Origin of the sequence: Chromobacterium sp. ASV23 (assembly GCF_016428945.1) — a bacterium.
Classification (GTDB): Bacteria; Pseudomonadota; Gammaproteobacteria; order Burkholderiales; family Chromobacteriaceae; genus Chromobacterium; species Chromobacterium sinusclupearum.
The window spans coordinates 49,002-73,646 of the sequence record NZ_JAELTR010000006.1; the positions used below are offsets into that span (position 1 = coordinate 49,002).

At 62.5% G+C, this 24,645-nt stretch carries 24 protein-coding genes; 8 read left to right on the plus strand and 16 right to left on the minus strand.

The window, feature by feature from the left end:
* Positions 1 to 60 precede the first annotated feature (60 nt).
* The 3 genes from JHD59_RS04490 to JHD59_RS04500 all read left to right on the plus strand — a co-directional run bounded on the left by JHD59_RS04490 (position 61) and on the right by JHD59_RS04500 (position 2,486).
* Positions 61 to 552, plus strand: coding sequence for a winged helix-turn-helix transcriptional regulator (locus JHD59_RS04490; protein WP_043622207.1), 492 nt, complete (start codon positions 61 to 63; stop codon positions 550 to 552).
* Between the two features lie 276 nt (positions 553 to 828).
* Complete coding sequence (locus tag JHD59_RS23195; protein ID WP_103319035.1) at positions 829 to 1,956, plus strand: methyl-accepting chemotaxis protein; 1,128 nt, start codon at positions 829 to 831, stop codon at positions 1,954 to 1,956.
* Positions 1,957 to 2,018: 62 nt separating this feature from the next.
* On the plus strand, positions 2,019 to 2,486 hold the full coding sequence (locus JHD59_RS04500) for a YbaK/EbsC family protein (RefSeq protein ID WP_199153307.1): 468 nt from the start codon (positions 2,019 to 2,021) through the stop codon (positions 2,484 to 2,486).
* A gap of 81 nt (positions 2,487 to 2,567) precedes the next feature.
* Here JHD59_RS04500 and JHD59_RS04505 read toward each other — a convergent pair whose 3' ends face one another.
* The 10 genes from JHD59_RS04505 to JHD59_RS04550 form a co-directional block, all read right to left on the minus strand.
* Positions 2,568 to 3,611, minus strand: coding sequence for an ABC transporter ATP-binding protein (locus JHD59_RS04505; protein ID WP_199153308.1), 1,044 nt, complete (start codon positions 3,609 to 3,611; stop codon positions 2,568 to 2,570).
* Between the two features lies 1 nt (position 3,612).
* Positions 3,613 to 5,214, minus strand: a complete 1,602-nt coding sequence (locus JHD59_RS04510; protein WP_199153309.1) for an iron ABC transporter permease — start codon at positions 5,212 to 5,214, stop codon at positions 3,613 to 3,615.
* Between the two features lie 71 nt (positions 5,215 to 5,285).
* Positions 5,286 to 6,278, minus strand: coding sequence for an extracellular solute-binding protein (locus JHD59_RS04515; RefSeq protein WP_103319028.1), 993 nt, complete (start codon positions 6,276 to 6,278; stop codon positions 5,286 to 5,288).
* Positions 6,279 to 6,432: 154 nt separating this feature from the next.
* On the minus strand, positions 6,433 to 7,665 hold the full coding sequence (locus tag JHD59_RS04520) for a flagellar assembly protein T N-terminal domain-containing protein (RefSeq protein WP_233163893.1): 1,233 nt from the start codon (positions 7,663 to 7,665) through the stop codon (positions 6,433 to 6,435).
* A 50-nt stretch (positions 7,666 to 7,715) separates the two neighbouring features.
* Entirely contained in the window at positions 7,716 to 8,426 is a 711-nt protein-coding gene (locus JHD59_RS04525) for an LPP20 family lipoprotein (protein ID WP_103319026.1), read from the minus strand.
* 111 nt (positions 8,427 to 8,537) lie between these two features.
* Positions 8,538 to 9,449, minus strand: coding sequence for a helix-turn-helix domain-containing protein (locus tag JHD59_RS04530; protein WP_199153310.1), 912 nt, complete (start codon positions 9,447 to 9,449; stop codon positions 8,538 to 8,540).
* Positions 9,442 to 10,341 carry an EamA family transporter gene (locus JHD59_RS04535; protein ID WP_199153311.1) on the minus strand — a complete coding sequence of 300 codons (900 nt, stop codon included), beginning with the start codon at positions 10,339 to 10,341 and terminating at the stop codon, positions 9,442 to 9,444. The genes JHD59_RS04530 and JHD59_RS04535 overlap by 8 nt, the downstream gene beginning before the upstream one ends.
* Positions 10,328 to 10,540, minus strand: a complete 213-nt coding sequence (locus tag JHD59_RS04540; protein WP_255521358.1) for a DUF1737 domain-containing protein — start codon at positions 10,538 to 10,540, stop codon at positions 10,328 to 10,330. Before JHD59_RS04540 ends, JHD59_RS04535 begins: the two co-directional genes overlap by 14 nt.
* A gap of 53 nt (positions 10,541 to 10,593) precedes the next feature.
* Positions 10,594 to 11,163 carry an isochorismatase family protein gene (locus JHD59_RS04545; RefSeq protein ID WP_071108303.1) on the minus strand — a complete coding sequence of 190 codons (570 nt, stop codon included), beginning with the start codon at positions 11,161 to 11,163 and terminating at the stop codon, positions 10,594 to 10,596.
* A gap of 105 nt (positions 11,164 to 11,268) precedes the next feature.
* A complete protein-coding gene (locus JHD59_RS04550) occupies positions 11,269 to 11,886 on the minus strand; it encodes a LysE family translocator (RefSeq protein WP_199153312.1) in 618 nt (205 codons plus the stop codon).
* Between the two features lie 180 nt (positions 11,887 to 12,066).
* On the opposite strand from JHD59_RS04550, the gene JHD59_RS04555 reads away from it, so the two are divergent.
* The 4 genes from JHD59_RS04555 (at position 12,067) to JHD59_RS04570 (ending at position 15,677) form a co-directional block, all read left to right on the plus strand.
* Positions 12,067 to 13,533, plus strand: coding sequence for a PLP-dependent aminotransferase family protein (locus tag JHD59_RS04555; RefSeq protein WP_199153313.1), 1,467 nt, complete (start codon positions 12,067 to 12,069; stop codon positions 13,531 to 13,533).
* Positions 13,534 to 13,731: 198 nt separating this feature from the next.
* Entirely contained in the window at positions 13,732 to 13,998 is a 267-nt protein-coding gene (infA, locus tag JHD59_RS04560; RefSeq protein WP_043622179.1) for a translation initiation factor IF-1, read from the plus strand.
* 43 nt (positions 13,999 to 14,041) lie between these two features.
* Positions 14,042 to 14,227, plus strand: a complete 186-nt coding sequence (locus JHD59_RS04565; protein ID WP_199153314.1) for a hypothetical protein — start codon at positions 14,042 to 14,044, stop codon at positions 14,225 to 14,227.
* A 130-nt stretch (positions 14,228 to 14,357) separates the two neighbouring features.
* Positions 14,358 to 15,677, plus strand: a complete 1,320-nt coding sequence (locus JHD59_RS04570; protein WP_199153315.1) for a glycoside hydrolase family 19 protein — start codon at positions 14,358 to 14,360, stop codon at positions 15,675 to 15,677.
* Between the two features lie 89 nt (positions 15,678 to 15,766).
* Here JHD59_RS04570 and JHD59_RS04575 read toward each other — a convergent pair whose 3' ends face one another.
* The 4 genes from JHD59_RS04575 to uvrA form a co-directional block, all read right to left on the minus strand.
* Positions 15,767 to 16,147, minus strand: a complete 381-nt coding sequence (locus tag JHD59_RS04575) for a hypothetical protein (protein ID WP_103319012.1) — start codon at positions 16,145 to 16,147, stop codon at positions 15,767 to 15,769.
* Positions 16,148 to 16,286: 139 nt separating this feature from the next.
* Positions 16,287 to 16,598 carry a thioredoxin family protein gene (locus tag JHD59_RS04580; RefSeq protein WP_199153316.1) on the minus strand — a complete coding sequence of 104 codons (312 nt, stop codon included), beginning with the start codon at positions 16,596 to 16,598 and terminating at the stop codon, positions 16,287 to 16,289.
* Between the two features lie 54 nt (positions 16,599 to 16,652).
* Complete coding sequence (locus JHD59_RS04585) at positions 16,653 to 17,096, minus strand: VOC family protein (RefSeq protein WP_199153317.1); 444 nt, start codon at positions 17,094 to 17,096, stop codon at positions 16,653 to 16,655.
* 258 nt (positions 17,097 to 17,354) lie between these two features.
* Complete coding sequence (uvrA, locus tag JHD59_RS04590; protein ID WP_199153318.1) at positions 17,355 to 20,189, minus strand: excinuclease ABC subunit UvrA; 2,835 nt, start codon at positions 20,187 to 20,189, stop codon at positions 17,355 to 17,357.
* A gap of 157 nt (positions 20,190 to 20,346) precedes the next feature.
* On the opposite strand from uvrA, the gene JHD59_RS04595 reads away from it, so the two are divergent.
* Positions 20,347 to 21,708, plus strand: coding sequence for an MFS transporter (locus JHD59_RS04595; protein ID WP_199153319.1), 1,362 nt, complete (start codon positions 20,347 to 20,349; stop codon positions 21,706 to 21,708).
* Positions 21,709 to 21,894: 186 nt separating this feature from the next.
* On the opposite strand, the gene flgL is transcribed toward JHD59_RS04595, so the two are convergent.
* Together flgL and flgK are read right to left on the minus strand one after the other, a co-directional pair.
* The gene (gene flgL, locus JHD59_RS04600; RefSeq protein WP_199153320.1) at positions 21,895 to 22,824 is read right to left on the minus strand and encodes a flagellar hook-associated protein FlgL; all 930 of its coding nucleotides are present in this window, start codon (positions 22,822 to 22,824) and stop codon (positions 21,895 to 21,897) included.
* Positions 22,825 to 22,852: 28 nt separating this feature from the next.
* Positions 22,853 to 24,643 (minus strand): flagellar hook-associated protein FlgK, encoded by a 1,791-nt coding sequence (gene flgK / locus JHD59_RS04605; RefSeq protein WP_199153321.1) that lies wholly within the window; start codon positions 24,641 to 24,643, stop codon positions 22,853 to 22,855.
* Between the last annotated feature and the right edge of the window lie 2 nt (positions 24,644 to 24,645).

Sequence of the window (24,645 nt, forward strand, 5' to 3'; positions counted from 1 at the left end):
CTGAAATTGACGAGAATCAATAGATGACTAATAAGAATTTTTCGCGTAAGCAGTGAAAAAATGAAGACTGTCACTTCCTCCGGCAAAGCGCTGGACAAGATGGACCGCAAAATCCTGCGCATCCTGCAGAAAAACGGCCGCATCGCCATGACCGAACTGGCCGAGAAAGTCGGACTCTCCACCACGCCCTGCACCGAACGGGTGCGCCGCATGGAGCGCGACGGCATCATCGACGGCTATTACGCCCGCCTCAATCCGCACGCGCTGGGCGGCTCGCTGCTGGTCTTTGTCGAGATCAAGCTGGAGGCCAAGTCCGGCAACATCTTCGACGCCTTCCGCCGCGAGATCCTGAGCATCCCGGAAATCCTGGAGTGCCACCTGGTATCCGGCGACTTCGACTACCTGATCAAGGCGCGCATCGCCGACATGTCGATGTACCGCAAGCTATTGGGCGACATCCTGCTGCAGCTGCCATCGGCCAAGGAATCCAAAAGCTATGTGGTAATGGAAGAGGTCAAGGAAACCCTCGCCTTGCCTTTGAACGACGCCTGAGCCGCCAGCTTGTTCCACCCGCCTCAGCGCTTGTTAAGACGCCGCTGTTCAGCGCGCATTCCGGGCTGCATCTTCAGCAAAAACACTTATGATTGATTGAGATAGTCCTAACTAAATGCATCGCATTGACAGGCGTCTGGGCTGGCGCGCATGCCGCAAGCAGCGCCCTGCTTTCAGCGTGTCCGACAAGATCCCGCAAGCCGCAGCGCCTACTGGCAGTCCAGGCATCGCCATCTCGTCAGCCACGCCCGATATCATCGTTCGCAGGAGGTGGCCATGGCAGGCTGGTTCAAAAAATCCGCGCAGTCGGAAGATCTGGAACAAACCATCCATCAGTTTCAGTGCGTGCTGGATAACAGCGACAATCTGATCATGTTGTGCGATACCGGTCCGGACAATGTGATTTTCTATATGAACAAGACCGCGCGCGACGTGCTCAACCAGCACCATGCCTCGCTGAATCAGCGCTTTCGCGCTGGCGTCGACGTGAATCAGGCGATGAATCACACCATTCATCAGTTCCATCGCGATCCCTCGCACAACCGCAGGATTCTGGCGGACCTGGCCGCCCGCAAAATGCCGTTTCACAGCGCGTTGATCCCCGTGGGCGACGTCATTTTCGAAACCAAGGTCTTCCCGATCTGGAGCCGGCAGGATGGCAGCAAGCTGCTCTGCTTCATGGCCAGCTTCAAAGACGTGTCGGCCGAGGAAAGAGCGCGCCAATTGCAGGAAGAAAACGACAAGCGCCGGCAATTCCTGGAGGCGCGCATCAACGAGCTTTCCGAGAACATGCAGGCGATGAGCGCCACCATCCAGAACGTGGCGGTGCAAACCTCCTCCGCTTCCGAATCCGCCGACCTGATGCTGGCGGAAAGCCGCAAGAGCTCCGCCATCGTCGGCGAAACCAGCAACGGCATGAAGAGCGTCGGCACCATGGTGCGCCACACCGCGGACAGCCTGGTTTCGCTGGGCACGCGCTCCGAGACCATCGGCCAGATCATCAACGTGATCAAGGACATTGCCGATCAGACCAACCTCTTGGCCTTGAACGCGGCCATCGAAGCGGCGCGCGCCGGAGAAATGGGCCGCGGCTTCGCCGTAGTGGCCGATGAAGTGCGCAAACTGGCGGAACGCACCGCCAAGGCGACGCAGGAAATCGGTGAAATGATCCGCATGATCCAGACCGAAGTGCAGCAAAACGTGAAGGCCATAGAAGAAGGCCGCAACACGGTAGCCGCCACTGAGAGCGACTTCCTGCGCGCGGAGGAAGCCCTGGAAGCCATCGTCCGCGAAATCAACAATATGCGCGACTTCGTGGTGCAGATCGCCAATGCGGCGGAGGAGCAGGCGGCCACGTCGCAGGACATCGCCGACAAGCTCACGGAGATCACGCAGGGACACTGAACGGTCTTGGCGCGCGCGGCCGGATAAGATAGCTTGTGGATTTTACTTGCAAAGACAAGACCATGAGCCTGGAGTCCGTCCGCCAGTTTTTCGCCAGCCGCCAGCTGGACATCGAAATCATCGAGCTGCCGGTCAGCACCGCCACGGTGGCAGAAGCGGCCGCCGCCCACGGCGTGGAGGCCGGCCGCATCGCCAAGACGCTGGCTTTCCGCCTCAACGATGGCCGGGAGGTGATTCTGGTGGCGCGCGGCGATGCCCGCATCGACAACCGCAAGTTCAAGGACGCTTTCGGCAGGGGCAAAATGCTGCCGCCGCAGGACGTGGAAGCGATCACCGGCCACCCGGTGGGCGGCGTCTGCCCCTTCGGCCTGGCGCGCGAACTGCCGATTTACCTCGACGTATCCATTCAGGCCTTTGACGAAATCCTGCCCGCCGCCGGCGCCGTGCACAGCGCGGTGCGCATCAGTCCCAGCCAGTTGATCGACATCACCGCCGGGCAGTGGGTGGATGTCTGCCAGGCTTTCGACTAAGCGCCGCCAGCCCCCCCTGATCTTGCGTTGCGCCGCCATGCGCCATGCGCTTCGCTGATCTTTTCAGTTTCCCGAAAGGCGTCAAACCGCAAACGCCAACAGCCGCCGCGGCTGCAGGCGGATGCCCACCGTTTCGCCCACCGCCAGCGGCTGATCGTGGCCCAGTTCGGCCACCAGACGCCTGCCGGACAGCAATTCCAGCACATAGTGGCACACGCCGCCGCGATGGATGCGCTCCGCCACCTTGGCCCGCAGCGCGCTGCCCGGCTCCAGCCTCACCTCGTCTGGCCGCAACAGCACTTCCACCTCCGCGCCATCGGCAAAGGGCAAGCCGCCGTCGCTGCGCAGCTCGCCGGTTTCCAGCACCACGCTGCGGCCGCCGCTTGCCTTACCCGGCAAAAAAGCGCCCTGGCCGATGAAGCCGGCCACATAACGGCTGGCTGGGGCATGATACAAAGCCTCCGGCTGATCCCACTGCTGCAGGCGTCCACCATGCATCACCCCGACTTTGTCGGAGAAGGCGAAGGCCTCGTGCTGATCATGCGTCACCATCAACGCGGCGATGCCCAGCGACTTCAGCATCGACCTCACCTCGCGCGCCAGGCGTTCGCGCAACTCCGCGTCCAGATTGGAAAATGGCTCGTCCAGCAGCAGCAGCCTGGGCAAGGGCGCCAAGGCGCGCGCCAGCGCCACCCGCTGTTGCTGCCCGCCGGACAGCTGGTGCGGGTAACGATCCGCCTCCGCCGCCAGGCCCACCAGCTTCAGCACTTCCGCCACCCGTTCGCGGCGGCCGGCGCGGCTCAACGCCGACAAGCCAAAGGCGATGTTGCCTGCCACGGTCAAATGCGGAAACAGCGCATGATCCTGGAACACCATGCCGATGCGGCGACTATGGGCCGGCAGCATCACGCCGCCGCCGAACATCGTCGTTCCTGCCAGCCGGATCGCGCCGGCAGTAGGCGTCTCAAAACCGGCGATGCTGCGCAACGCGCTGGTTTTGCCGCAGCCGGAAGCTCCGAGCAAACAGGCGATCTCCCCTGGCTGCAGGGTAAAACTCATGCCATCCAGCACCGTCCGTCCTGCGAAGTCCAGGCTCACATTGTCGAATTCGAGCAGGTTTTCCATATCAGGCTCCTGATTTCTGTCTGGACAGCAGCAGCACCGGCAGCAGCCCGGCCAGCACGATGGCGACCGATGGCAATGCGGCGCGCTGCCATTCGCCCTCGGTGGTCAAATTGAAGATGCGCACCGCCAAGGTGTCCCAGCCGAACGGCCGCGTCATCAGCGTGATCGGCATTTCCTTCATCACGTCGACAAACACCATCAGCATCGCGGTGAACAAACCGCCGCGCAGCAGCGGCAGATGCAAGCGCCAGGCCAGGCGCATGCCATGCAGGCCGAGGCTTTGCGCGGCCTCCTCCTGGCTGCGCGCGATGCGCTGCATCGCGGTGTCGAGCGCCGAATGGCCTACCGCCAGAAAGCGCGAGGCATAAGCCAGCAGCATCACCAGCAGCGTGTCCTTGAACACGGCGGAGCTGCCCGCCGGCAGCCAGTGGCCGAAGTGATCGAGCAACAGGTTGTCCAAGGCCGCCACCGGGGCGAAGACGCCCACGGCCAGCACCGTGCCCGGCACTGCGTAACCCAGCGTGGCCAGCCTGGCCCATGGCCGGCTACGAGGATCGCGGCGCACCGCGAAAACCAGCAGCAAGGCCAGCGCCGGCACCAGCAACGCCGCCAGAGCGGCCAGCAATAGCGAGCTTTTCAGATAATCCAGCAGGTCGGCCATATCATCCGCCGCATGCTCGGCGGCCCAGAGCAGGATCTGCCCGAACGGCAGGACGAAGGCCAGCAGCAGCACCAGGCTGCAACAGGCGCAAGCCAGCCAGCCGCGCGCGCCGGGCAAGCGCGTCCGCGGCAAGGGCGCCGCCCTGCCCGCCTCGCCATAGGCGCGTTGGCCGCGCGCCCGTTGCTCCAGCCATACCAGAGCCAGCACCAATAACACCAGCAACGATGCCAGCTGCTTGGCAGCAGGCAGCGAGAACAGGCTGAACCAGGCTTTGTAGATGGCCGAGGTGAAGGCGTCGAAATTGAACACGGCAACCGTGCCGAAATCGGCCAGCGTCTCCATCAGCGCCAGGCTCAGTCCGGCCACGATCCACGGCCGGGCCATGGGCAGCGCCACGCGGAAAAAACCGGCCAGCGGAGACAGGCCGAGCGACTGGCCGACTTCCAGCGCGCGCCGCCCCATCGTGGCAAACGCATTGCGCGCCAGCAGATAGACATAGGGGTAGAAAGCCAGCGTCAGCACCGCCACCACGCCCGGCGTCGAGCGGATATTAGGCACCCAGGACGAGCTGCCGAATGCCTCGCGCAGCCAGGTTTGCAGCGGTCCGGTAAAGTCGAACAGGCCCAATTGCGAAAACGCCATCACATAGGCCGGCATGGCCAGCGGCAGCATCAGCGCCCAGGAAAACACCCGGCGACCCGGAAAATCATGCACCGCCGTCAGCCAGGCCAGCGGCACGCCCAACAGCAACACGCCCGCGCCCACGCCCAGCAGCAGAATGGCGGTGTTGCGCCACAGCTCTGGCAGCGCGTGCGCCGACAGATGGCGCCAAACCTCCATATCCGGCGTAAGCAGCCCCAGGGCGATCACGCCCAACGGCAGCAAGGTGAGCAGGCTGATGGCCGCGGACAGCGTCCGCCAGCGCAAAACAGAAGCAAACATGAGATTGATCCAGCAACAACGGCCCGCCGTTGAAAAACCGGCGGGCCGAAGAAACCAACAATGGGCGGCGCTTATTTGTAGCCGGCGCGGTCCATCAGCTTCACTGCCTCAGCCTGCCGGGCGCCGGCATTGGAGACATTGATGTAGTTATGTTTGAAATCGCCCCAGGCGGCGACGCGGGCATCCGGCTTCACCTTGGGATTGACCGGGAACTCCATATTGACGTCGGCGAACAGGTTCTGCGCCTTTTCCGAGCTCAGCCATTCCAGGAACTTCAGCGCGCCCTTCTCGTTCTTGGCGTAGCGGGCGATGCCGGCGCCGGAAACGTTGACGTGGGTGCCCTTGCCAGCCTGATCCGCCCAGAAGATGCCGATAGGCAGCTTGGGAGACTTCTCCATCAAACGGCCGTAGTAATAAGTATTGGCGATGCCTACATCACACTGGCCGGCGGCGATCGCTTCCAGCATCTTGGTATCGTCCGGGAAAGACGCGGTAGCCAGATTGTTCACCCAACCCTTGACCACCTGCTCGGTCTTAGCCGGCCCCATCTCGGTCAGCATCATCGCCACCAGCGACTGGTTGTATACCTTCTTGGAAGTGCGCAGGCACAGCTTGCCCTTCCACTTAGGATCGGCCAGGTCGGCATAGCTGGACAGCTCGGCCGGTTTGACTTTCTGGGTGTTGTAGAAAATGGTGCGCGCGCGAATCGACAGGCCATACCATTGATGGTTGGGGTCGCGCAGGTGGGCGGGGACATTGGCGTCCAGCACCGGCGATTTCACAGCTTGCAGCAGGCCCATTTTTTCCGCCTGCCACAGATTGCCGGCATCCACCGTCAGGAGCAGGTCGGCCGGGCTATTGCGGCCTTCGGCACGCATCCGCTCCATCAGCGGACCTTCCTTGTCCGACACCAGCTTGACGGTCACGCCGGTTTCCTTCTTGTAGGCGTCGATCAAGGGTTTGACCAGTTGCTCCGCGCGCGCGCTGTAAACAACGACATCCTCGGCCAGCGCCTGGCCGGCCAGCGCCGCCAGTACGGCGGCGAAAATCAGTTGCTGCTTCAAGGTGTATCCCCTGTTTTGCTGTTTGAGAGCGAAGTGCGGGATGCACCGTAGCATCAAGTGATAATACGTATCAATACAAAAATATTTTGTAAATTGGGGAACTGCCGGAAAGAAGCGTCCCGGCATGCTCCCGACCCGCGGCTATCGGCCGGAATCATCGAGTCGGGACGAAACGGACAAAGTCGCCTTCTGACACCGCCTGACTGCTGCTCTGCACCAAGCCGATGGAGAAATTCGGCTGCACCTGGGTCAGCGTGACATCGCCGTTCAGGCTTTCCGGCATGCCCAGATCCGCCCCGGAAATCAAGTCGCGCACCGGCTGGCCGGACGAGCGCTTGTACAGCAGCATCTTGTCGCCTACCGCCATTCCGTCCAGCAGGCCGGCGTTGATATAAACGCGCTTCCCCTCCTGCCGCACGATGCGGGCAGAAAATGGTATGCAGGAAATGACGTCGTCGACGCGCTGCGCCGCCTTGTCCATTAATTTATCCACCAGGCGGCCATAATCCGTGGCCCAAAACGCGGCGGAGGCGAAAGGCTTGGGCAGCTTGGGCTGTACATCGCCGCGCGACAGTCCGCCGACGCGCTCATTGGCCAGCAATGAACCCGTCAGGCCATCGTAAATCCACACTTCCATGTCGAACTGACGTTCGGTGGCCTTGTATTTGGCGCCGCCGCCCAGCAGGCCGGAAAACGGTCCGTTATAGATGGCGCTCTGGTCGCTGGTATTGTTGGACTCGAAAAACGACGGCTTCAGGCCTTTGTCGGTCACCGAGGTGGACAGCACGCGGCCCGCCACCACGAACTGCACGCCCTGGCGCTGGCCAAGCTGGCTGGCGATGTCGCGGCCGGCGGCAGGCTCGGCGATGCGGCTGTCAGACAACACCGACACGGTATTGGCGTCGCGCACCAGCAGCAAGGGATTGCGCGACAAGCGGCGCGATAGCTCGGTCGGCAGCGCCGTCGCCAGATTCGCCAGGTCGGACGCGTCGGCGGGACGCGCCACGTCGAAATACGTCGTCACCAGTTTGCGCCGCAACGAACGCCCCGGCGGCATCGCGCAAGACGGATCTCGGCTGCGCGTTGGGGCCTGGGCTTCAGCCGCCCCCTCCGTATCGACCTCGATCTTGACGTGGTACAGCTTGCCCTGCTGGTATTCATTGACCACCCGCACCGTGCCCTGCAGCTGGCCGCTCACGGTCAGCGTGGCGGACTCGGCCGGCTTGCCGTTCTCCAGCACCTGCACCGACTCCACCCGCGCGCCCTGGTTGATGGTGATCAGCCGCATCGCGTCGCGGATGGCCATCTCGCGCGCCGCCACCGTGCCGTTATCCAACGGCGCCACGCCCTCGGCGCTCAGGATTTGCGCCTGCGCAGATGCGGACAAAACAAATGCCGCCACAAGGGCGGCAGCAGTCTGACGGATTCGCGTCTTCATCATTGGTTCACATAGAAATTGCTGCTGTAGCGCGCCGGAGCCATCATCATGGTTTGCGCCGGGCTAGCGGCCGGCATGGTCTTGGTGGCGCCGCAGTTAGGCTCGGCGCACTGCGCGCCGACGGCGCCGGTTTCCTGCGCCGCCCGCATCACGCTGCCGGTCTTGTCGAAGGAGTTCTTGAACTGCTTGTAGAAGTCCTGATCCAGCGTGATTTCCGCCACCGCCTCGCTGGTGCCGTCCGGCTTCATCGTGGTGGAAACGATGGTGACGCCGCGCAGATAAGCGTCCACATAGGTGCGGAAGCTATCGTTGTTGGCGATCATATTGGACACCGTGCTGTTGCCCACCAGCTTCATGCCCTGCACTTGTTCCGCAATGGCGCGGAACGCATCGAGCCGCGCGGCGCGCATCGCCAGCAGCTTGCGCTGCGACGGGGTCAGGCTGTTGGTATACGGCGCGGCGCCGCTGCCGGTGACGCGCACCACGATGGGCTGGAACGGATTGACTTCCCGCACCACCACCTTCACATCCTCGCCGCTATTGCCTTCCTCGCTGGGACCAACATAGCCGACGCCGGACGGCACCATGCCGCCTTCCTTGGCCGGCGCAGGCGCAGCCATTTTCTGCGGCGGCGTGCCAGTGGAGCAGGCGGACAGGGAGGCCAACAGAACCAGAGGCAGGAGACAAGACAGGCTGCGGACAGTTTTCATGGCAATTACCGGTAGATATTGATGGAATGGTATGAACCATTCCCGGAGCGCGTCAACCCGGAATATCGTCCAGAATCGTTAAAACTTAAGAAATATGCTGTCCAGCAAGGTTTAGCGGCGGGACGCCGCCCGCCCCAACTGCCGCGCGGACGAGAAACCCGCCGCCAGCGCCGCCTTTTCCTTGCCCAGCCCGGCCGCGCGCCATTGCATGGCCAGCGCCAGCCGCAAAGCCTGATGATAATCGTGCGCGCTGATGCCGGCATGCTCGCGAAACAACCGGGACAAGTGCCGCGCGCTGACATGCGCCCGCCCCGCCAGCTCGCTCAGCGGCCAATCGCGCACTGGGTCGGCGCAGATCAGATCTTGCGCGCGGTGCAGCGCCGGATGCAGATGATTGCGCCAGGCCAGCCACGGCGACAGCTCCGGGTCTTGCGGCGAGCGGCGGAAGTAGACCACCATCTCCCGCGCCACGGCGCGCGCGATGGCGGGATCGATCCGCTCTCCGATCAAATGCAACGCCAGATCGATGCCGGCGGTGATGCCGGCGCTGCTGCAGCACGGTCCGTCCTGTACGAATACCCGGTTCTCCTGCACCCTGGCCGCCGGCGCCAATGCGCGCAAGCGGTCCAGCAAGGTATGGTGGGTGGTGCAGGCGCGATCATCGAACAAGCCGGCCTCGGCCAGCAGCAGGCTGCCGGAGCAGATGCCCACCCAAGACACGCCGGATTGAGGCTTGCGCGCCGCCAGCCAGGCAACGATGCGGCGCGCATACGGCTTGGCGTAAGCCACGGCGGACGGCGTCGAACCCGGCACCACCACCAGCGCGCCCTCCGGCAGCTCCTCTGGCAAGGGCTGCAGGCTGGCTAGCGGCAAGCCCAGCGACGTCGCGGTTTCCGGCATCGGGCTGACAAAATGCAAGCGCAGGTCCGCGCCAAACTCGCCAGCCAGGCGCAACGCCTCGGCCGGCCCCGCCAAATCCAGCAGCAGCAGGTCCGGCGGCAAAACGAAGTACACCTCAAGCACGGCCAACCCTCGCCGCCATCGACAGCGCTCGGCCGCCGAATACCGATACCGCCAACCCAGCCAGCAGCAGGCCGCTGCCGGCCAATTGCGCCGGCGTCAGGCTCTCTCCCAGCAGCAGATGCGAGGCCAGCAGCCCCACCACCGGCACCAGCAGCGAAAACGGCGCCACCTTGGCGGCGGCGTGCCGGGTCAGCAGCCGGCTCCACAGGCCATAGCCGAACATCGAGGCCACCACCGCCAGATAGGCGACGGCGCACAGCGACTGCAGATTGAAATCGCGCAGAGCCAGCAAGATGCGCTCGCCGCCCTCCAGCCACCACGACAGCAGCAGAAACGGAATCGGCGGGATCAGGCTGGACCAGATCACAAGCCCCAACGGTGCCACCTTGTAGCCGTCGCGGCCGATGGCGCGCACCACCACATTGGACGCGGCCCAGCTGGTGGCGGCCGCGATGGTCAGCCCAAAGCCTAGCGCCGTCATATTGCCGCCCTTGCCGATCCCGATCAGCGCCAAGCCGCCCAAGGCCAGCGCCAAACCCGCCAGCTGGCTGCGCTGCCAGCGCTCGTTCAGGAAGAAGCGCGCCAACAGCAAGGTGAAGAAGGCTTGCGACTGCAGCACGACCGAGGCCAGCCCGGCAGGCATGCCCAGCTTGATCGCCGAGAACAGGCAGCCGAACTGCCCCACGCCCACCGTCAATCCATACAGCGCCAGATAGCGCCACGGCAGCGGCGGCCGTTTGACGATGAACACCGCCGGCAGCGCCACCAGCGCAAAGCGCAAGGCGCCCAGCAGCAGCGGCGGCACACCGGCTACGCCCCATTTGATCACGACGAAGTTGACGCCCCAAGCCACCACGATGGCCAGCGCCTGCGCCACGTCAATCGGCGGCATGGTCCGCTCCCGGCCACAATACGGCCTGCGCCACGATGACACGCTCGCCATTGAAGGTGGCGGTCGGCGAGCCATACAGCCGGTAGCCCAAAGCCAGCGCCTCGCTGACCCGCTTGCAAAAGGCCGAATCGTCAGGGCCGGTCAGCAGCCGATAAGCCGGCAGCCCGTCCGGCGGCAACCTCGATGCGTCTTGCGCCATGCTTACTCCTGATCTGAACAAAACCAATCCCGACACCTTATGCCATGCCGATGTCAATCGACAAGCTCGGCCGCGCGCGCCATCCGCCGCAGCGCCTCATCGACCGTGACAATGGCGGCGAAGCGTCCCGCCAGCACCAGTTCGGTCCGCTCGCGGATTTCAGCCGGACTGTAGACGCGGCCGCTAAGGGGATGCGTCATGGCGAAGGTCAGCGTGGCCTCGCTGACGAAGTCCACCTCATAACCGAGGTCCGATGCCACGCGGGCGGTGGTTTCGCAGCATTGCTCGGTACGGATGCCGGAAATCGCCAAGCGGCGGATGCCGCGCGCGTCCAGCCAGGCCTGCAGGCCAGAGTCTGTCAGGGCGTTGTGCACATGCTTGACGAAAGTCGCCGCCGGCTGATGAGTCAGCCAGGCTTGCGGACGCACCAGACCGGACTCGACGCGAAACGACGCGTCATCATCCACATGCAGGATGTTGACCACCGGCGCGCCGCGCGCCTCGGCGCCGGCGATCAGCGCGCGCTGCGCCTCGCGGTAGGCCGGCAGCTCACGCTCATCCCAATAAGGGCGGGAAAGAAAAGAGTCCTGAACATCTATCACCAGCAAAGCAGTCTGTTTCATGCGGCCTATCCTCGGCTCAGGTGGAATATGGACGCCATGCTAATTCTGTCATCGCCTTGCCTGAAGGCCTGATGAAGACAATCACCTGCCAAAAAAGGACATCATTCAGATCCAGCCCAGCACCGGCTGCAGCTCGTCATACATCAGCCACAGCGCCGTAGCGGCCATCATTCCGCCCATGGACAGGTTGTATACCAGCAGCGCCTCGGGCCTTTGCAGCCAACGGCGCAGTTTTTCCCCGCCCCACGCCCACACGCTGATGCACGGCAGGTTGACCACGGCGAACACCAGCGCCAGCAGCAAGGCCGCCGCCATCCGGCCATCCGCCTGGGCCGGCATGAACAGGATGGACGCGTTCAGCACCATGACCCAGGCCTTGGGATTGAGCCACTGGAACATCGCCGCGCCGACAAAGCCCAACGGCCGCGCCTGCGCCCTGCCCTCCGGCAAGCCGGACATCGCCAGCGTCCAGGACAGCCACAGCAGATAGACGCACCCAGCCACAGCCAACGGCAAACGCCAGGATTCCAGCCAGCCCAGCATCTGCGCCAACAACATGGCCACGATAAACACCTGCAGCGCGCAACCCAGGCTGATGCCCAGCATATGCGGCACGGTGCGGCGGAAGCCAAAGTTGACGCCGGAGCTGGCCAGCATCAGGTTATTGGGCCCCGGCGTGATCGACATCAGGGCGACATAGGACAGCAAAGCGAATTCGGGCATGGTGCGTCTCCTGCAAAGCGGCAAGCGGCGACAGACTGTCGCCTACCCGAACATGCTATGCGCAGCCGTTGAATGGATACAGATTCAAAAATCCATTATTGATCTGGTTACAGATTGTTCTTTTCAGCAACTGTCACCCTACTCTATGATAGGTGCTGTGCCCCATCACCCAGACCAACGATGCAGAACAGCGCCCCCACCCTCTATCAGCAACTGGCCGACGACCTATCGCTGGCAATCCGCCGCGGCACGCTGCCGCCGGGGTCGCGTCTGCCATCGGTGCGGCGTACCGCGCACAGCCGCCAGCTCAGCCTCAACACCGTAGTCAGCGCCTACCGCGTGCTGGAAGACCGCGGCCTGATAGAAGCCCGGCCGCAATCCGGCTACTATGTGCGCGCCCGGCTGCCGTCGCCGGCACGGCCCGCCGTTACCGAAAGCGGCCCGGCCTCTCCCACTCAGAACGCCGTGCTGGACCTGATCGGCACCGTTCTGCAGGCGCAGCAGACCGAGGGCTTCATCGACCTGGCCCTGGCCTGCCCGCGCGGCGGGGACTTCTATCCCGGCAACAAGCTGGCGCGGCTGATGGGCCAGATCCTGCGCCGCCATCCCGGCATGGTCAGCACTTACGCGCTGCCACCGGGGTCGGAGCGGCTGCGCACCCAGATAGCCCGCCGCGGCATGGACCTGGGCATGACGCTGCAGCCGGACAACATCATCCTGACCCACGGCTGCATGGAGGCGCTGCAATTGGCGTTGCGCGCCGTCACCCGCCACGGCGATGCCGTGGGGCTGGAATCGCCCACCTATTTCAACCTGCTGCCGCTATTGGCCAGCCTGGGCCTGAAGGCAGTGGAAATCCCCACCGACCCGCAAACCGGGCTGTCCATAGATGCGGTGGAGGTGTTGCTGGCCGAGCAGCGCATCCAGGCGCTGGTGGCCATGCCCAATGTTCACAATCCGCTGGGCTGCTGCATGCCGCTGGACAACAAGAAGCGGCTGGCCAAGCTGGTCAACCAGTACCAGGTGCCGCTGATCGAGGACGCCTTGTACGCTGAGCTGCAATTCGCCGACACGCTGGCGCCGGCAGTCAAGGCCTTCGATGCCGACGGCTGGGTCATCGTCTGCGCCAGCTATACCAAGACGCTGGCGCCGGATTTCCGCATCGGCTGGATGGAGGGCGGCCGCTTCGATGCCGCGCTGCGAAAGCTGAAGTTTGCCTCATCGGTGGCGCAGCCGGCGGTGCTGGCGGAAACCCTGGGCGCGTTTCTGGAGTCCGGCGGCTACGATCACCACCTGCGCACGCTGAAGCGCCGCTACGCCGCCCATGTGGAGAAGGTGCGCGGCCTGATCGCCCGTCACTTCCCAGCCGGCACGCGCGCCACCCAGCCGCAAGGCGGCTTCCTGATCTGGCTGGAGCTGCCGGAGGGCTGCGACAGCGTGGCGCTATTCCACGCGGCGATGGCGGAGAAAATCAGCCTGATTCCCGGCCCGCTCAGTTCGCCCGGCGGCCGCTATCGCAATGCGATGCGCTTGTCCTGCTGTTATCCGCTGGATGAACGCTATTTGACGGCCTTGGTGCGCGTCGGCCAGCTGGCCTGCGAGCAGCAGGAACAGGCGCGTCGCCATGGCCATGAAATAAACGGCTGACGCGGCGGCCCTTTGGCGTTAAAATAGGCATTGCCTCTACTTCTCGTCGCGCCAACAATGTTTGACGCGACGCCTTGCCTCCCGGGCCGCGCCCGGCCCGCTGGGTTACCGAATCGAAGCTCCATCGCCCGTCTGCGGTAGTCGGTATCGACAGCCGACGCGGCCAATGCGTTACCCGTATTTACTGAAAGGAATCCCATGTCCAAAGAAGACATGATCGAACTGGAAGGCGTCGTTATCGAAATGCTGCCGGAGTCGCGCTTTCGCGTGCGCCTGGACAACAATATGGAAATCCTCGCCTACGGCTCCGGCAAAATGAAGATGCACCGCATCCGCGTGCTGCTGGGCGACCGCGTCACCGTGGAAATGTCTCCGTACGACCTGACCAAGGGCCGCATCAATTTCCGTCACCCCACCGCCAACATCGGCGCCGGTTCCCGTCCGCCGCAACATCGCCGCCGTTAATATTTACGGCATGGCCGCCTTGCGGTCACGCCTTGGTAACCCAATGAAGATTCATGAATTACAGCCAGGCGATCTGGTCACCGAACAACACGGTACTGCCACCATCGCCTTTGAAGTGGTCGCCATCAAACAGATGGGACGGCGCTTCGCAGTCACCTTCCATTCCGCGCTGGGCCTTGCCAGCGCGAATTACGCCGGCGACGCCTGGATCCGCGCGATCCGCGCCTGAGCCACCGCCGGACGCGCCGCCCAGTCTCTGCGGTTAGAAAATCCGGCATTAAAATCATTTGACATATTTCATATTGGTTCCATAGTGGTATTACGTGCCAGCCGGCATGCTCCACTATAGGAAGACCAATATGAAACTCATCGCCACTCTTGCCCTGTCACTGCTGGCTGGCTCCGCGCTGGCCGCCCCCTGGAATGCCGGTATGGCCTACAGCAAAGGCCAGGTTGTGCAATGGCAGGGCCGCAGCTGGCAGGCCAAATGGCCTACCCGCGGCGAAACACCAGGCGCCAACCCCAAAGGATCGTGGATCGCCCACGTCGGCAGCGCGTTGCGTAAGCTGGATGATGCCGCCCCCGTCATTCCCACCCTGCAGCAGGCGCTGCAGCATGAAGCAGATCTGACCAACAACGACTTTTTCCGCAAGGTGAAAGCGTCCATCCGCACCCTGTCCAACGATCAGGTGGCGCTGGTTGCGCCCGGCAATGCCGCCAACCCCGTCAACGTGCGCCGCGTCGAACGACTGCTGCCGTCCGCCAAATGGGATTACTATTTCAGCCGCCGCGACCCCAGCTATACCTACACCCGCTTCCTGCAAGCCGTGGCCAAATTCCCGGCGGTGTGCGACGACTACAGCGACGGCCGCGACGCCGACGCCATCTGCCGCCACAGCCTGGCCACCATGTTCGCCCACTTTGCTCAGGAAACCGGCAACCACGACGCCAGCGACACCATCCCGCAATGGCGCCAGGGCCTGGCCTATCTGCGCGAAATGGGCTGTTCCGATACCGGCCCCGGCTGCGGCTACAACACCGAATGCGACGATCCGGTATTCAACAAGGTATGGACCTGCGGCAAAAACCCGGACGGCAGCTGGAAAAAGTACTTCGGCCGCGGCGCCAAGCAGCTTTCCTACAACTACAACTATGGCCCGTTCTCCCAGGCCATGAACAACGGCGACCAGTCCGTGCTGCTGCAGAACCCGGACCTAGTGGCCAGCACTTGGCTCAACCTGGCCTCCGCCACCTTCTTCTTCGTCTATCCGCAGCCGCCCAAGCCTTCGATGCTGCAGGTCATCGACGGCACCTGGGTGCCCAACGCCGCGGACATCGCCGCCGGCGCCGGCAACAACTTCGCCACCACCATCATGATCATCAATGCCGAGTGCGGCGGCGGCACCGAGCGCCAGGCCGCGCAGAATCGCATCGACTACTACAAGCAGTTCGCCCATGACCTGGGATGGGACTACGGCGCGGAACAGCTGTCCTGCGCCAATATGCAGCGCTTCACCTCTGCCAGCTCCGCCGCCTACAACATCTACTGGGAAAAGGATTGGCAATGGGGACATGACTACCAGTGCCAACTGGTGAGCTACCAGACGCCGTACAGCGCGCTGCAGCCGGGGAATTACCAGCATTGCGTCGAGGATAACTGGGGCATCAAGCTGCAGTAACGGCGTCAAAACGAAGACCGGCGCACCGTCTCGCCACGGTGCGCCGGTCTGCCAACGTGTCCATGCGTCCCTAAGCCAGACGCTGCGAGTCAGAATTTAACCTGCTGCTCCAGCTTCAACACCTGCTTGATTTGCCCCTTGGTCCAGGCGCTGCGCGCGGCATAAGGCGCGCAAGCCTCCGGATGCGTCTCGCTCTCCACCACGCGGAACAGGCCCTGAAACTTCCAGCTGCTGGTATTCTCCTTCAGGAACACCGGGATCACCCCGCCTTGGCGCGCCAGTTGCTCGCCCGCGGCGCGCTCCGGCGGGCAGGAATTGCACAAGATGACATGAGGCGCGTCCGGATTCAGATCCGGACGCAGGCAGGCGGCCACCACCTTGCCTTTTTTGCGCGGCAAGTAGGAATGCTTGTTGCCGCCGACCACGGCGTGGATTTCCTCGCGGGTATAGCTCTTGCCCTTTTCAAACATGGATATCTCCAAACAATCACCCGTCCGGCCGCCACCCCTTGCGGCAGCCTTTGATGGGACGGGCATGCAAGATATCCAAATTCGCTTAAAAGCCAGATAAAACCGCGGGCTTCGTGCGCAAAAACGGCATCAAAGCCCTTTACACGCCTCGCATCAGGGACTCCAGCTCGGCCAGGCTCTGCGGTCTCACCGCGCGGCCTATCTCCACGCCGTCCCGCAGCAGGATGAAGCTAGGCCATAGTTTGACGCCATGCACACGCCCCAAGCGCCGCCCCTTGCCGTCTTCCACCGCCAGATGGCGCAAGCCGGGATGGGCAGACAGAAACTGCGCCAGCAAGGACTGCGTCCCCTGGCAATGCGGGCACCAGTCCACGCCGAACTCCAGCAAGGTCAGGCCCGGCAAGGCCGCCACGGCCTCCGGCGCGGGATTATCGGCCAAGTAATGGCTCATGATTGCCTCCAAAGAAAAACACCCGCTCGGCGCGGGTGCAAGAGATAAACGGCATCAAACGGCGAGATGGCCGCCCAGCTTCAACTTGCCGACCAGCCAGGTGTGGTCGTAGCTGACGATCTCGAACGGATTGCCGAACGGATCGACAAAGGACAACGCGCAGAAGAAGCGATGATCGTGCACCGAGTCGCGGGCGATAGTCTGGCCTTCGCGATTGGTGACGCGCTCGCCGGCCAGCCGGTCTATCCATTCCAGGAAATCCTGCCCGCTGACCACAAACGCCACCGCGCCCTGGGCGCTGGAAACCGCATCCGGGTCCTCGCTGATGGCCAAGCGCACGCTGCCGCTGGCGTTGACCAGCATGGCGGTGTTGTGCTCGCCATCCGTCTTGTAGCGCGCATCCGGGGCCAATCCCAATACCCGCTGGTACCATTTCAACGCCACAGCGACGTCCTTGACGCGGATATGGATATGATCGATCTTGCCTAAGCTCAGCATGCCTACCTCTGATGTATACGGTGGTTGGGCGCCGGACGAGCCGGCGTCGGTCTTATCTAACAAATCTTGATGGGCCACGAAACCCGCGAAACGACACGAAAAGCCAAAGGCATGAACACCTGGCGAGTAAAACCCACGGGAGCGACCGCCTTAAGCGCTCGCCTTTCAAAGGCCTTGCTAATTTCGTGTTCATTCGTGTATTTCGTGGCCAATACGTTTTTGGGTTTATCGATTTTCCGTGCCAATCCGTGGCCACGGCTATTGCTTCTTGTCCCGCTCCAGCAACGGCGCCAGATAGCGTCCGGTATGGCTGGCCGGGTTGGCGGCCACTTGCTCCGGCGTGCCGCTGGCGATGATCTGGCCGCCGCCGGCGCCGCCTTCCGGCCCCAGGTCGATCAGCCAGTCCGCCGTCTTGACCACGTCCAGATTGTGCTCAATCACCACCACCGTGTTGCCGCTCTCGCGCAGGCGGTGTAGCACCTGCAGCAACAGGTCGATGTCGTGGAAGTGCAGGCCTGTGGTCGGCTCGTCCAGGATATACAGCGTTCGGCCGGTATCGCGCTTGGAGAGTTCCAGGCCCAGTTTGACGCGCTGCGCCTCGCCGCCCGATAGCGTGGTGGCGCTCTGGCCCAGGCGGATGTAGCCCAGGCCCACATCCATCAGCGTTTTGAGTTTACGCGCCACCGGCGGCACCACCGCGAAGAACTCCAGCGCCTGCTCCACCGTCATTTCCAGCACTTCCTGGATGCTCTTGCCCTTGTACTGCACTTCCAGCGTCTCGCGGTTGTAGCGCTTGCCGTGGCAGACATCGCAGGGCACATAGATGTCCGGCAGGAAGTGCATTTCCACCTTGATCACGCCGTCGCCCTGGCAGGCCTCGCAGCGGCCGCCCTTGACGTTGAAGGAGAAACGGCCCGGTCCATAGCCGCGCTCGCGCGCCAGCGGCACGCCGGCGAACAGCTCGCGGATAGGCGTGAACAGGCCGGTATAGGTAGCCGGGTTAGAACGCGGCGTGCGGCCGATCGGGCTTTGATCGACGTTGATCACCTTGTCCAATTGATCCAGGCCCTTGATCTCGCGGTACGGCGACGGCTCCTCGCTGGCGCCGTTCAGATCGCGCGCGGCGATCTTGTAAAGGGTGTCGTTGATCAGGGTGGATTTGCCGGAGCCGGACACCCCGGTGATGCAAACCAGGCCGCCCAGCGGCAGATTCAGCGTCACGTCCTTCAGGTTGTTACCGGTGGCGCCGATCAGCTGCAGCATGCGCTCCTCGGAGAGCTCGCGGCGGCCGCCCGGCAGCGCGATCTTGCGGCGGCCGGACAGGAAGGCGCCGGTGACCGAGTTCTCGCTGGCGGCCACGTCGGCCGGCGTGCCGGCCACCAGCACTTCACCGCCGTGCTCGCCGGCGCCGGGGCCCATGTCCACCAGATAATCGGCCTCGCGGATGGCGTCCTCGTCGTGCTCCACCACGATCACGCTATTGCCCAGGTCACGCAGGCGCTTCAGCGTGCCCAGCAGGCGATCGTTGTCGCGCTGGTGCAAGCCGATGGACGGTTCGTCCAGCACGTACATCACGCCGGTCAGGCCGGAGCCGATCTGGCTGGCCAGCCGGATGCGCTGCGCCTCGCCGCCGGACAGGGTATCGGCGGATCGGGACAGGTTCAGGTAATCCAGGCCTACGTTATTCAGGAAGGACACCCGCTCGCGGATTTCCTTGACGATCTTTTCCGCCACCGCCTGCTTCTGGCCGGAAAACTCAAGCTGGTCGAAGAAATGGGCGGTTTCCTTCAGCGGCAGCTGGTTGATTTCGTGCAGCGTGCGCTGGCCGATGAACACATGGCGCGCCTCCAGCCGCAAACGCGAGCCGCTGCAATGCGGACAGGCCTGATTATTCTGATACTTGGCCAGCTCCTCGCGCACCGCCATGGAGTCGGTCTCGCGGTAGCGGCGCTCCAGATTGGGAATGATGCCCTCGAACGGATGCTCGCGGGTGAACTTGCTGCCCTTCTCCGACATATAGCTGAACTCGATGCTGTCGCGGCCCGAGCCATGCAGCACCACGTTGCGGATCTTTTCCGGCAAGTCCTCAAACGCGAGATCGGTGACGGAGAAACCGTAGTGCTCGCCCAGCGCCAACAGCATCTGATAATAGAACTGGTTGCGCTTGTCCCAGCCCTTGATCGCGCCGGAGGCAAGGCTCAACTCTGGATGCGCCACCACGCGCTTGGGATCGAAGAAGGTGATCTCGCCCAGGCCGTCGCACTTGGGGCAGGCGCCCATCGGGTTGTTGAACGAAAACAGCCGCGGCTCCAGCTCCGGCAAGCTGTAGCTGCACACCGGGCAGGCGAATTTGGCGGAGAACCAGTGCTCCTTGCCACTATCCATTTCCACGGCGATGGCCCGGCCCTCCGCATGGCGCAGCGCGGTTTCGAAGCTCTCGGCCAGGCGCTGCTGCATGTCGGCGCGCACCTTGAGGCGGTCTATCACCACCTCGATGGTGTGCTTCTTGTTCTTGTCCAGCTTGGGCACGGCGTCCAGTTCGTACACCTCGCTGTCCACCCGCACGCGGACGAAACCCTGAGCGCGCAGGTCGTCGAACAAATCCAGGTTCTCGCCCTTGCGGCCAACGATGACCGGCGCCAGGATCATCACCCGCGTTTCTTCCTGCAAGGCCAGCACATGGTCCACCATCTGGCTGACTGTCTGGCTGGACAGCGGCTCGCCATGCTCCGGGCAGTGCGGATCGCCGACGCGGGCGAACAGCAAGCGCAGATAGTCGTGGATTTCGGTGACGGTGCCGACGGTGGAGCGCGGGTTGTGGCTGGTCGCCTTCTGCTCGATGGAGATCGCCGGCGACAAGCCTTCGATCAAGTCCACGTCGGGCTTTTCCATCAGTTGCAGAAACTGGCGGGCATAGGCCGACAGGCTTTCCACATAGCGGCGCTGGCCCTCGGCATACAGGGTGTCGAAAGCCAGCGAGGACTTGCCGGAGCCGGACAGGCCGGTAATCACGATCAACTGGTTGCGCGGCAGGTCCAGATTGACGTTTTTCAGATTGTGGGTGCGGGCGCCACGGATACGGATGCTGTCCATAAGAAGCTGTTACTCACCGTCGGTCAGGGAACCTGTTAATATACCCGACTTGGCCGGGACGGCTCCACTTGTCCGTGCATTGCGCGTGTAAACGCGTCATCCTTTGCCTGCCGCGGTCGTTAAAACCAGATTCAGCCAAACTAACCTCGAATACCGCATGAACGCCACTGAATTGCGGGCCAGCCTTGGGCTGGCCGGTATCTACGCCCTGCGCATGCTAGGCATGTTCCTGATCCTGCCCGTGTTCGCGATCTATGCCGAAAAACTGCAAGGCGCCAACAACCATACATTGATCGGCATCGCGCTGGGCAGCTATGGCCTGACCCAGGCCCTGCTGCAGCTGCCGCTGGGCATGCTGTCCGACCGCATCGGCCGCAAAAAAGTGATTTACGGCGGCCTGCTGCTGTTCGCCATCGGCAGCTTCGTCGCCGCTGGCGCGCACGACATCGCCACGCTGACGCTGGGCCGCGTCATTCAGGGCGCAGGCGCCATCTCCGCCGCCATCACCGCGCTGCTGGCCGACCTGACGCGCGAGGAAAACCGCACCAAAGCGATGGCCATGATAGGCATGTCGATCGGCACCACCTTCGCCGCCAGCCTGGTACTGGGGCCGCTGCTGGCCAAGTATATCGGCGTCAACGGCATCTTCGCCCTGACCGGCTTCTTGTCTCTGGCGGCGCTGATCGGCGTATGGCTGATCATCCCGGACCCCGTGCAATCGCGCTTCCATTCCGATACCGAGGCCAATACCAAACGGCTGCCGGCGGTGTTGAGGAACAGCCAGCTGCTGCGCCTGAACTACGGCATCTTCGCGCTGCATGCGGCGCAGATGGCCATGTTCGTCACCATTCCGTTCGCGCTGATCAAGACTGGCCACCTGGACAAGTCGCAACACTGGGAGGTGTACCTGCCGGTGACGGTAATCGGTTTCATACTGATGGTGCCGGCCATCATCTACGGAGAGAAAAAAGCGCGGCTGAAGCCGGTATTCGTCGGCGCCATCGCGCTGATGACGATGGCGCAGCTCGGCATGGCGCTGGCGCTGGACAGCTTCTGGCAGATCATCGTCTGGCTGTCGCTATACTTCATCGCCTTCAATATCCTGGAAGCCACCCTGCCCTCGCTGATCTCCAAGATCGCCCCGGCCGACGCCAAGGGCACGGCGATAGGCGTGTACAACACTTCCCAGTCATTCGGCCTATTTCTCGGCGCCGCCGCCGGCGGCTGGCTGTATACCCACTACGGCCCGGCTGGCGTGTTCGGTTTCACCACCTTGCTGATGCTGTCGTGGCTGATCTGGTCGCTGGGCATGCAGCCGCCCAAGGCCGTGCGCTCGGTGATGTTCCACATCGGCGAGTCCTGGCGCGGCGACGCAGAAGCGCTGTCGCGCGAGCTGGCCGGCGTGGCGGGAGTGCATGAGGCCTCGGTGCTGCTGACAGATCGGGTGGCTTATCTGAAGGTATCGCAGCAACAATGGGACGAGACCGAAGTGCGGCGATTGATAGACGCCACCTTCTAAACGCAGACGTCCAGCTGGATACGACAAGGGCGGCTTCCCGATGCCACGGGCACCGCCTTTGCTCCATAGATGCCTTTGCGTACTCACCTTGAAGTTCGCCAAACTCCAATGACGAAAAACACAAACCGCCTGCAACAAAAGCTACAGGCGGTTTGATAAAAACCAATCAGGAAATAGCTTACCGGATCAACTGGAGATGTAGTTGAACAGGGACAACTGCGCCACTTGCGCATAGGTTTTCTGGGTGTACTGCAGCGAAGTCTGCGTCTGGGTGAACTGGGAAATCGCCTGCGCCATGTCCAAGTCCTGCAAATTGCCGATACTGCTGTTGTACTGCAAACCCAGACTGCTGCTCATGGACTGCAGATTGGCATTTTCCGCCTCGCGCGAGCCAACGGACGCCAAGCTGACCGACATCTGCTGCGTAGCCGATGTGATCTGATTGATCGCCCCCTGTACCTGAGTATCATAATTAGCCGGCTTGGGATTCTGCCCCAACAAATTATACAAGTTGATCAGGGAGTCAAAAGCAGCCGTTGGGCTGCCGCCGGGGATGCCGAAGACCGCATTGCCGGGATCGGAAATGGTCATGGTGCGCGACGCGGACACCTGCACGCTGCGCTGGCCATTATCGCCGTTATAAGTGGCAACCGGCGGCACCGCGGAAAGATTGACCGAGAACGGCGCGGTCGTCACCTGATTGCCGCTGAACAGATAGCTGCCGTTGCCGTCCGTTGCGTTGGCATAGCCTGCCAGCTCGTTGATGCCCTCCCCGACAGTTTTCTGGATCTGCTGCAATTGAACGGTGGACAACGCGCCATTGCCGGCATAGATCGCCTGACTCTTCATCGAATTCATCAGGTCGATCGCGTTTTTCAGCGTCGTGTCAGATAGGGACAGCCAAGAATCTACCGATTGGGTATTTTTCTGGTACTGGTTATTCTGGCCGTTCGAGGTCTCCAGCAACTGGATGCGCGCCGCGGCCACAGGATCGTCGGCCGGCGTAACCACGCGTTTCTGGTTGTCGATCTGCGTATTGATCTGTAGCAATTCGGCTTGCAGATTCGACATATTGTTCACGCCAGACTGGTACAGCGTGGAAGAACTGATACGCATCGTCGCGCTCCTTCAATAACTAACTGCCTCAAGACATGATGTTCAGAATACTGGAGAACGTAGTCTGGGCAAGCTGGATCACCTTGCTGCACGCCTGGTAGGACTGCTGATATTTGATCAGGTTTGCCGCCTCCTGGTCCAGATTCACCCCGGTGGCGTTGGAATTATTGGTGGTGGCCTGCTGCAACGAGGCCTGCGCCGCCGTATTCTGCAGGCTTGAAGTATTGGTCTGGTTGCCCACCGATGCCACCAGAGTCGAATAATAGGTCTGATACGACTGGTTATTCACCAAGCTCTGGTTCTGCTGCGCGGTCAACTGACGCAAATTGTTGCCATCGCCCAGAGACTGCGTGCCCGGCGTTTGCGGTCCCACCGTAAATGTCTGACCATTGACCGGCGAACTCGACAACTGGAAACCGATGCCGACATCGACCGGCGGAACAGCCGTCGTCTGCAGCTTGTAGCTATTAGGCAATGATGGATCGACCACTACATTATACGGCCCGCCGGGATTAGCGCCGGCTATGGTGGCGGTCATGGTCACTGGTGCACCAGCCGCCGTGACGGTCATACTGGTCAAGCCAGTGGAAGGGTGCTGCGCAATCGGCGCGAAAGTCGGCGGCGTCGTATTCAGGCCGGCAGTATACGTTCCTGGCAAGGTAGACCACACGCCGCTCATCACCGTCCCGCTGCCGCCTGCCGTGCCGGTGGGCACCAGGTTCGACGCCGTGGCCAGCTTAGCCGGGTCCGACATCACCACGGCAAATTGACTGGCCGCATACTGCGGATTGTTGGCATACGCCGACAAATCCTGAAAGATGGGGCCGCCGGGCTGGCCGTTGAAGTCCATACCCAGTTTATTCTGATAGTTCATCGCCGCAGACAGGTTGATCGCCATGGAACCGAGCTGATTCTGCGTTTGCGCCAGCGCGTTGTCGCGGAAGTTCAGTAAGGCGCCCAACTGACCGCTGCTGAAGAGGCTATCGGACAACACGGTAAGCGTGCCGTTGCCATTGGTGAAGCCGACCTGTACGTTGGACGGGTTATTCGGGTCGGTCTGGGTGCCCATCTGGTTGACGGTGTTGCCGGAAACCAGCGATTGGCCGCTACCGATGTAAACCGTATAAGAACCATCGCTCTGCTTGAATACCGAGGCACCCACCAACTGATTCAACTGCAGCACGGCCTGATCGCGCTGATCGAGCAAAGAATTCGGCTGGCCCTGCGGCGGATTGGGGTTGCCGCCGGTCGCTGCTCCGATCTGCTGATTCAGCGAAGCGATCTGCTGCGCCAAGGCATTGATGCTCTGTATCGAGGTCGTGATCTGGCCATTGGCCCCTTGCTGCATTTGCACCAAACGGCTGTTCATTGAAGTGATCTTGGTGGACAGCGCCTGGGCCATGCTCAGCACCGTCTGGCGGCTAGGCAAAGAGGACGGCTGCTGCGTCAACGTCTGCATCGCGCCGAAGAAGTCCTGCAGCGCCGGGCTGGGGCTTTGCGTCGAGTCGGCGATCATATTGTTGATCTGCCCAAGCTGCTGATACTGCGTGGTGTAGAAGCTGCTATTGGTTTGCGCGCCCTGCAGCTGCTGCGCCAGAAACTGGTTATAACTACGCTGCACGCTGGTCACGTCGACGCCCTGGCCCAGGTAGCCAAAACCAGCAAACTGGGGCTGACGGCTGGCCTGAGTGGTGTATTCCTGGGTGTAGCCCGGGGTGCTGACATTGGAGATGTTGTTGCTGGTCACCGACAAGCCATTCTGAGCGGCATTCAATCCGCTCACTCCAATCCCGAAAATATCCGCGCCAACGATAGCCATGA

Excerpts from the sequence above, each read along its gene's own strand:
- JHD59_RS04585 (WP_199153317.1), bottom strand. The coding sequence starts at position 17,096 with ATGCTGAGCTTAGGCAAGATCGATCATATCCATATCCGCGTCAAGGAC.
- JHD59_RS04555 (WP_199153313.1), top strand. The coding sequence starts at position 12,067 with ATGCAGAACAGCGCCCCCACCCTCTATCAGCAACTGGCCGACGACCTA.
- JHD59_RS04540 (WP_255521358.1), bottom strand. The coding sequence starts at position 10,540 with ATGGCGCAAGACGCATCGAGGTTGCCGCCGGACGGGCTGCCGGCTTAT.
- JHD59_RS04575 (WP_103319012.1), bottom strand. The coding sequence starts at position 16,147 with ATGTTTGAAAAGGGCAAGAGCTATACCCGCGAGGAAATCCACGCCGTG.
- JHD59_RS04510 (WP_199153309.1), bottom strand. The coding sequence starts at position 5,214 with ATGTTTGCTTCTGTTTTGCGCTGGCGGACGCTGTCCGCGGCCATCAGC.
- infA (WP_043622179.1), top strand. The coding sequence starts at position 13,732 with ATGTCCAAAGAAGACATGATCGAACTGGAAGGCGTCGTTATCGAAATG.
- JHD59_RS04595 (WP_199153319.1), top strand. The coding sequence starts at position 20,347 with ATGAACGCCACTGAATTGCGGGCCAGCCTTGGGCTGGCCGGTATCTAC.
- JHD59_RS04535 (WP_199153311.1), bottom strand. The coding sequence starts at position 10,341 with ATGCCGCCGATTGACGTGGCGCAGGCGCTGGCCATCGTGGTGGCTTGG.
- flgL (WP_199153320.1), bottom strand. The coding sequence starts at position 22,824 with ATGCGTATCAGTTCTTCCACGCTGTACCAGTCTGGCGTGAACAATATG.
- JHD59_RS04505 (WP_199153308.1), bottom strand. The coding sequence starts at position 3,611 with ATGGAAAACCTGCTCGAATTCGACAATGTGAGCCTGGACTTCGCAGGA.
- flgK (WP_199153321.1), bottom strand. The coding sequence starts at position 24,643 with ATGGCTATCGTTGGCGCGGATATTTTCGGGATTGGAGTGAGCGGATTG.
- JHD59_RS04565 (WP_199153314.1), top strand. The coding sequence starts at position 14,042 with ATGAAGATTCATGAATTACAGCCAGGCGATCTGGTCACCGAACAACAC.
- JHD59_RS23195 (WP_103319035.1), top strand. The coding sequence starts at position 829 with ATGGCAGGCTGGTTCAAAAAATCCGCGCAGTCGGAAGATCTGGAACAA.
- JHD59_RS04550 (WP_199153312.1), bottom strand. The coding sequence starts at position 11,886 with ATGCCCGAATTCGCTTTGCTGTCCTATGTCGCCCTGATGTCGATCACG.
- JHD59_RS04570 (WP_199153315.1), top strand. The coding sequence starts at position 14,358 with ATGAAACTCATCGCCACTCTTGCCCTGTCACTGCTGGCTGGCTCCGCG.
- JHD59_RS04490 (WP_043622207.1), top strand. The coding sequence starts at position 61 with ATGAAGACTGTCACTTCCTCCGGCAAAGCGCTGGACAAGATGGACCGC.
- uvrA (WP_199153318.1), bottom strand. The coding sequence starts at position 20,189 with ATGGACAGCATCCGTATCCGTGGCGCCCGCACCCACAATCTGAAAAAC.
- JHD59_RS04500 (WP_199153307.1), top strand. The coding sequence starts at position 2,019 with ATGAGCCTGGAGTCCGTCCGCCAGTTTTTCGCCAGCCGCCAGCTGGAC.
- JHD59_RS04580 (WP_199153316.1), bottom strand. The coding sequence starts at position 16,598 with ATGAGCCATTACTTGGCCGATAATCCCGCGCCGGAGGCCGTGGCGGCC.
- JHD59_RS04525 (WP_103319026.1), bottom strand. The coding sequence starts at position 8,426 with ATGAAAACTGTCCGCAGCCTGTCTTGTCTCCTGCCTCTGGTTCTGTTG.
- JHD59_RS04545 (WP_071108303.1), bottom strand. The coding sequence starts at position 11,163 with ATGAAACAGACTGCTTTGCTGGTGATAGATGTTCAGGACTCTTTTCTT.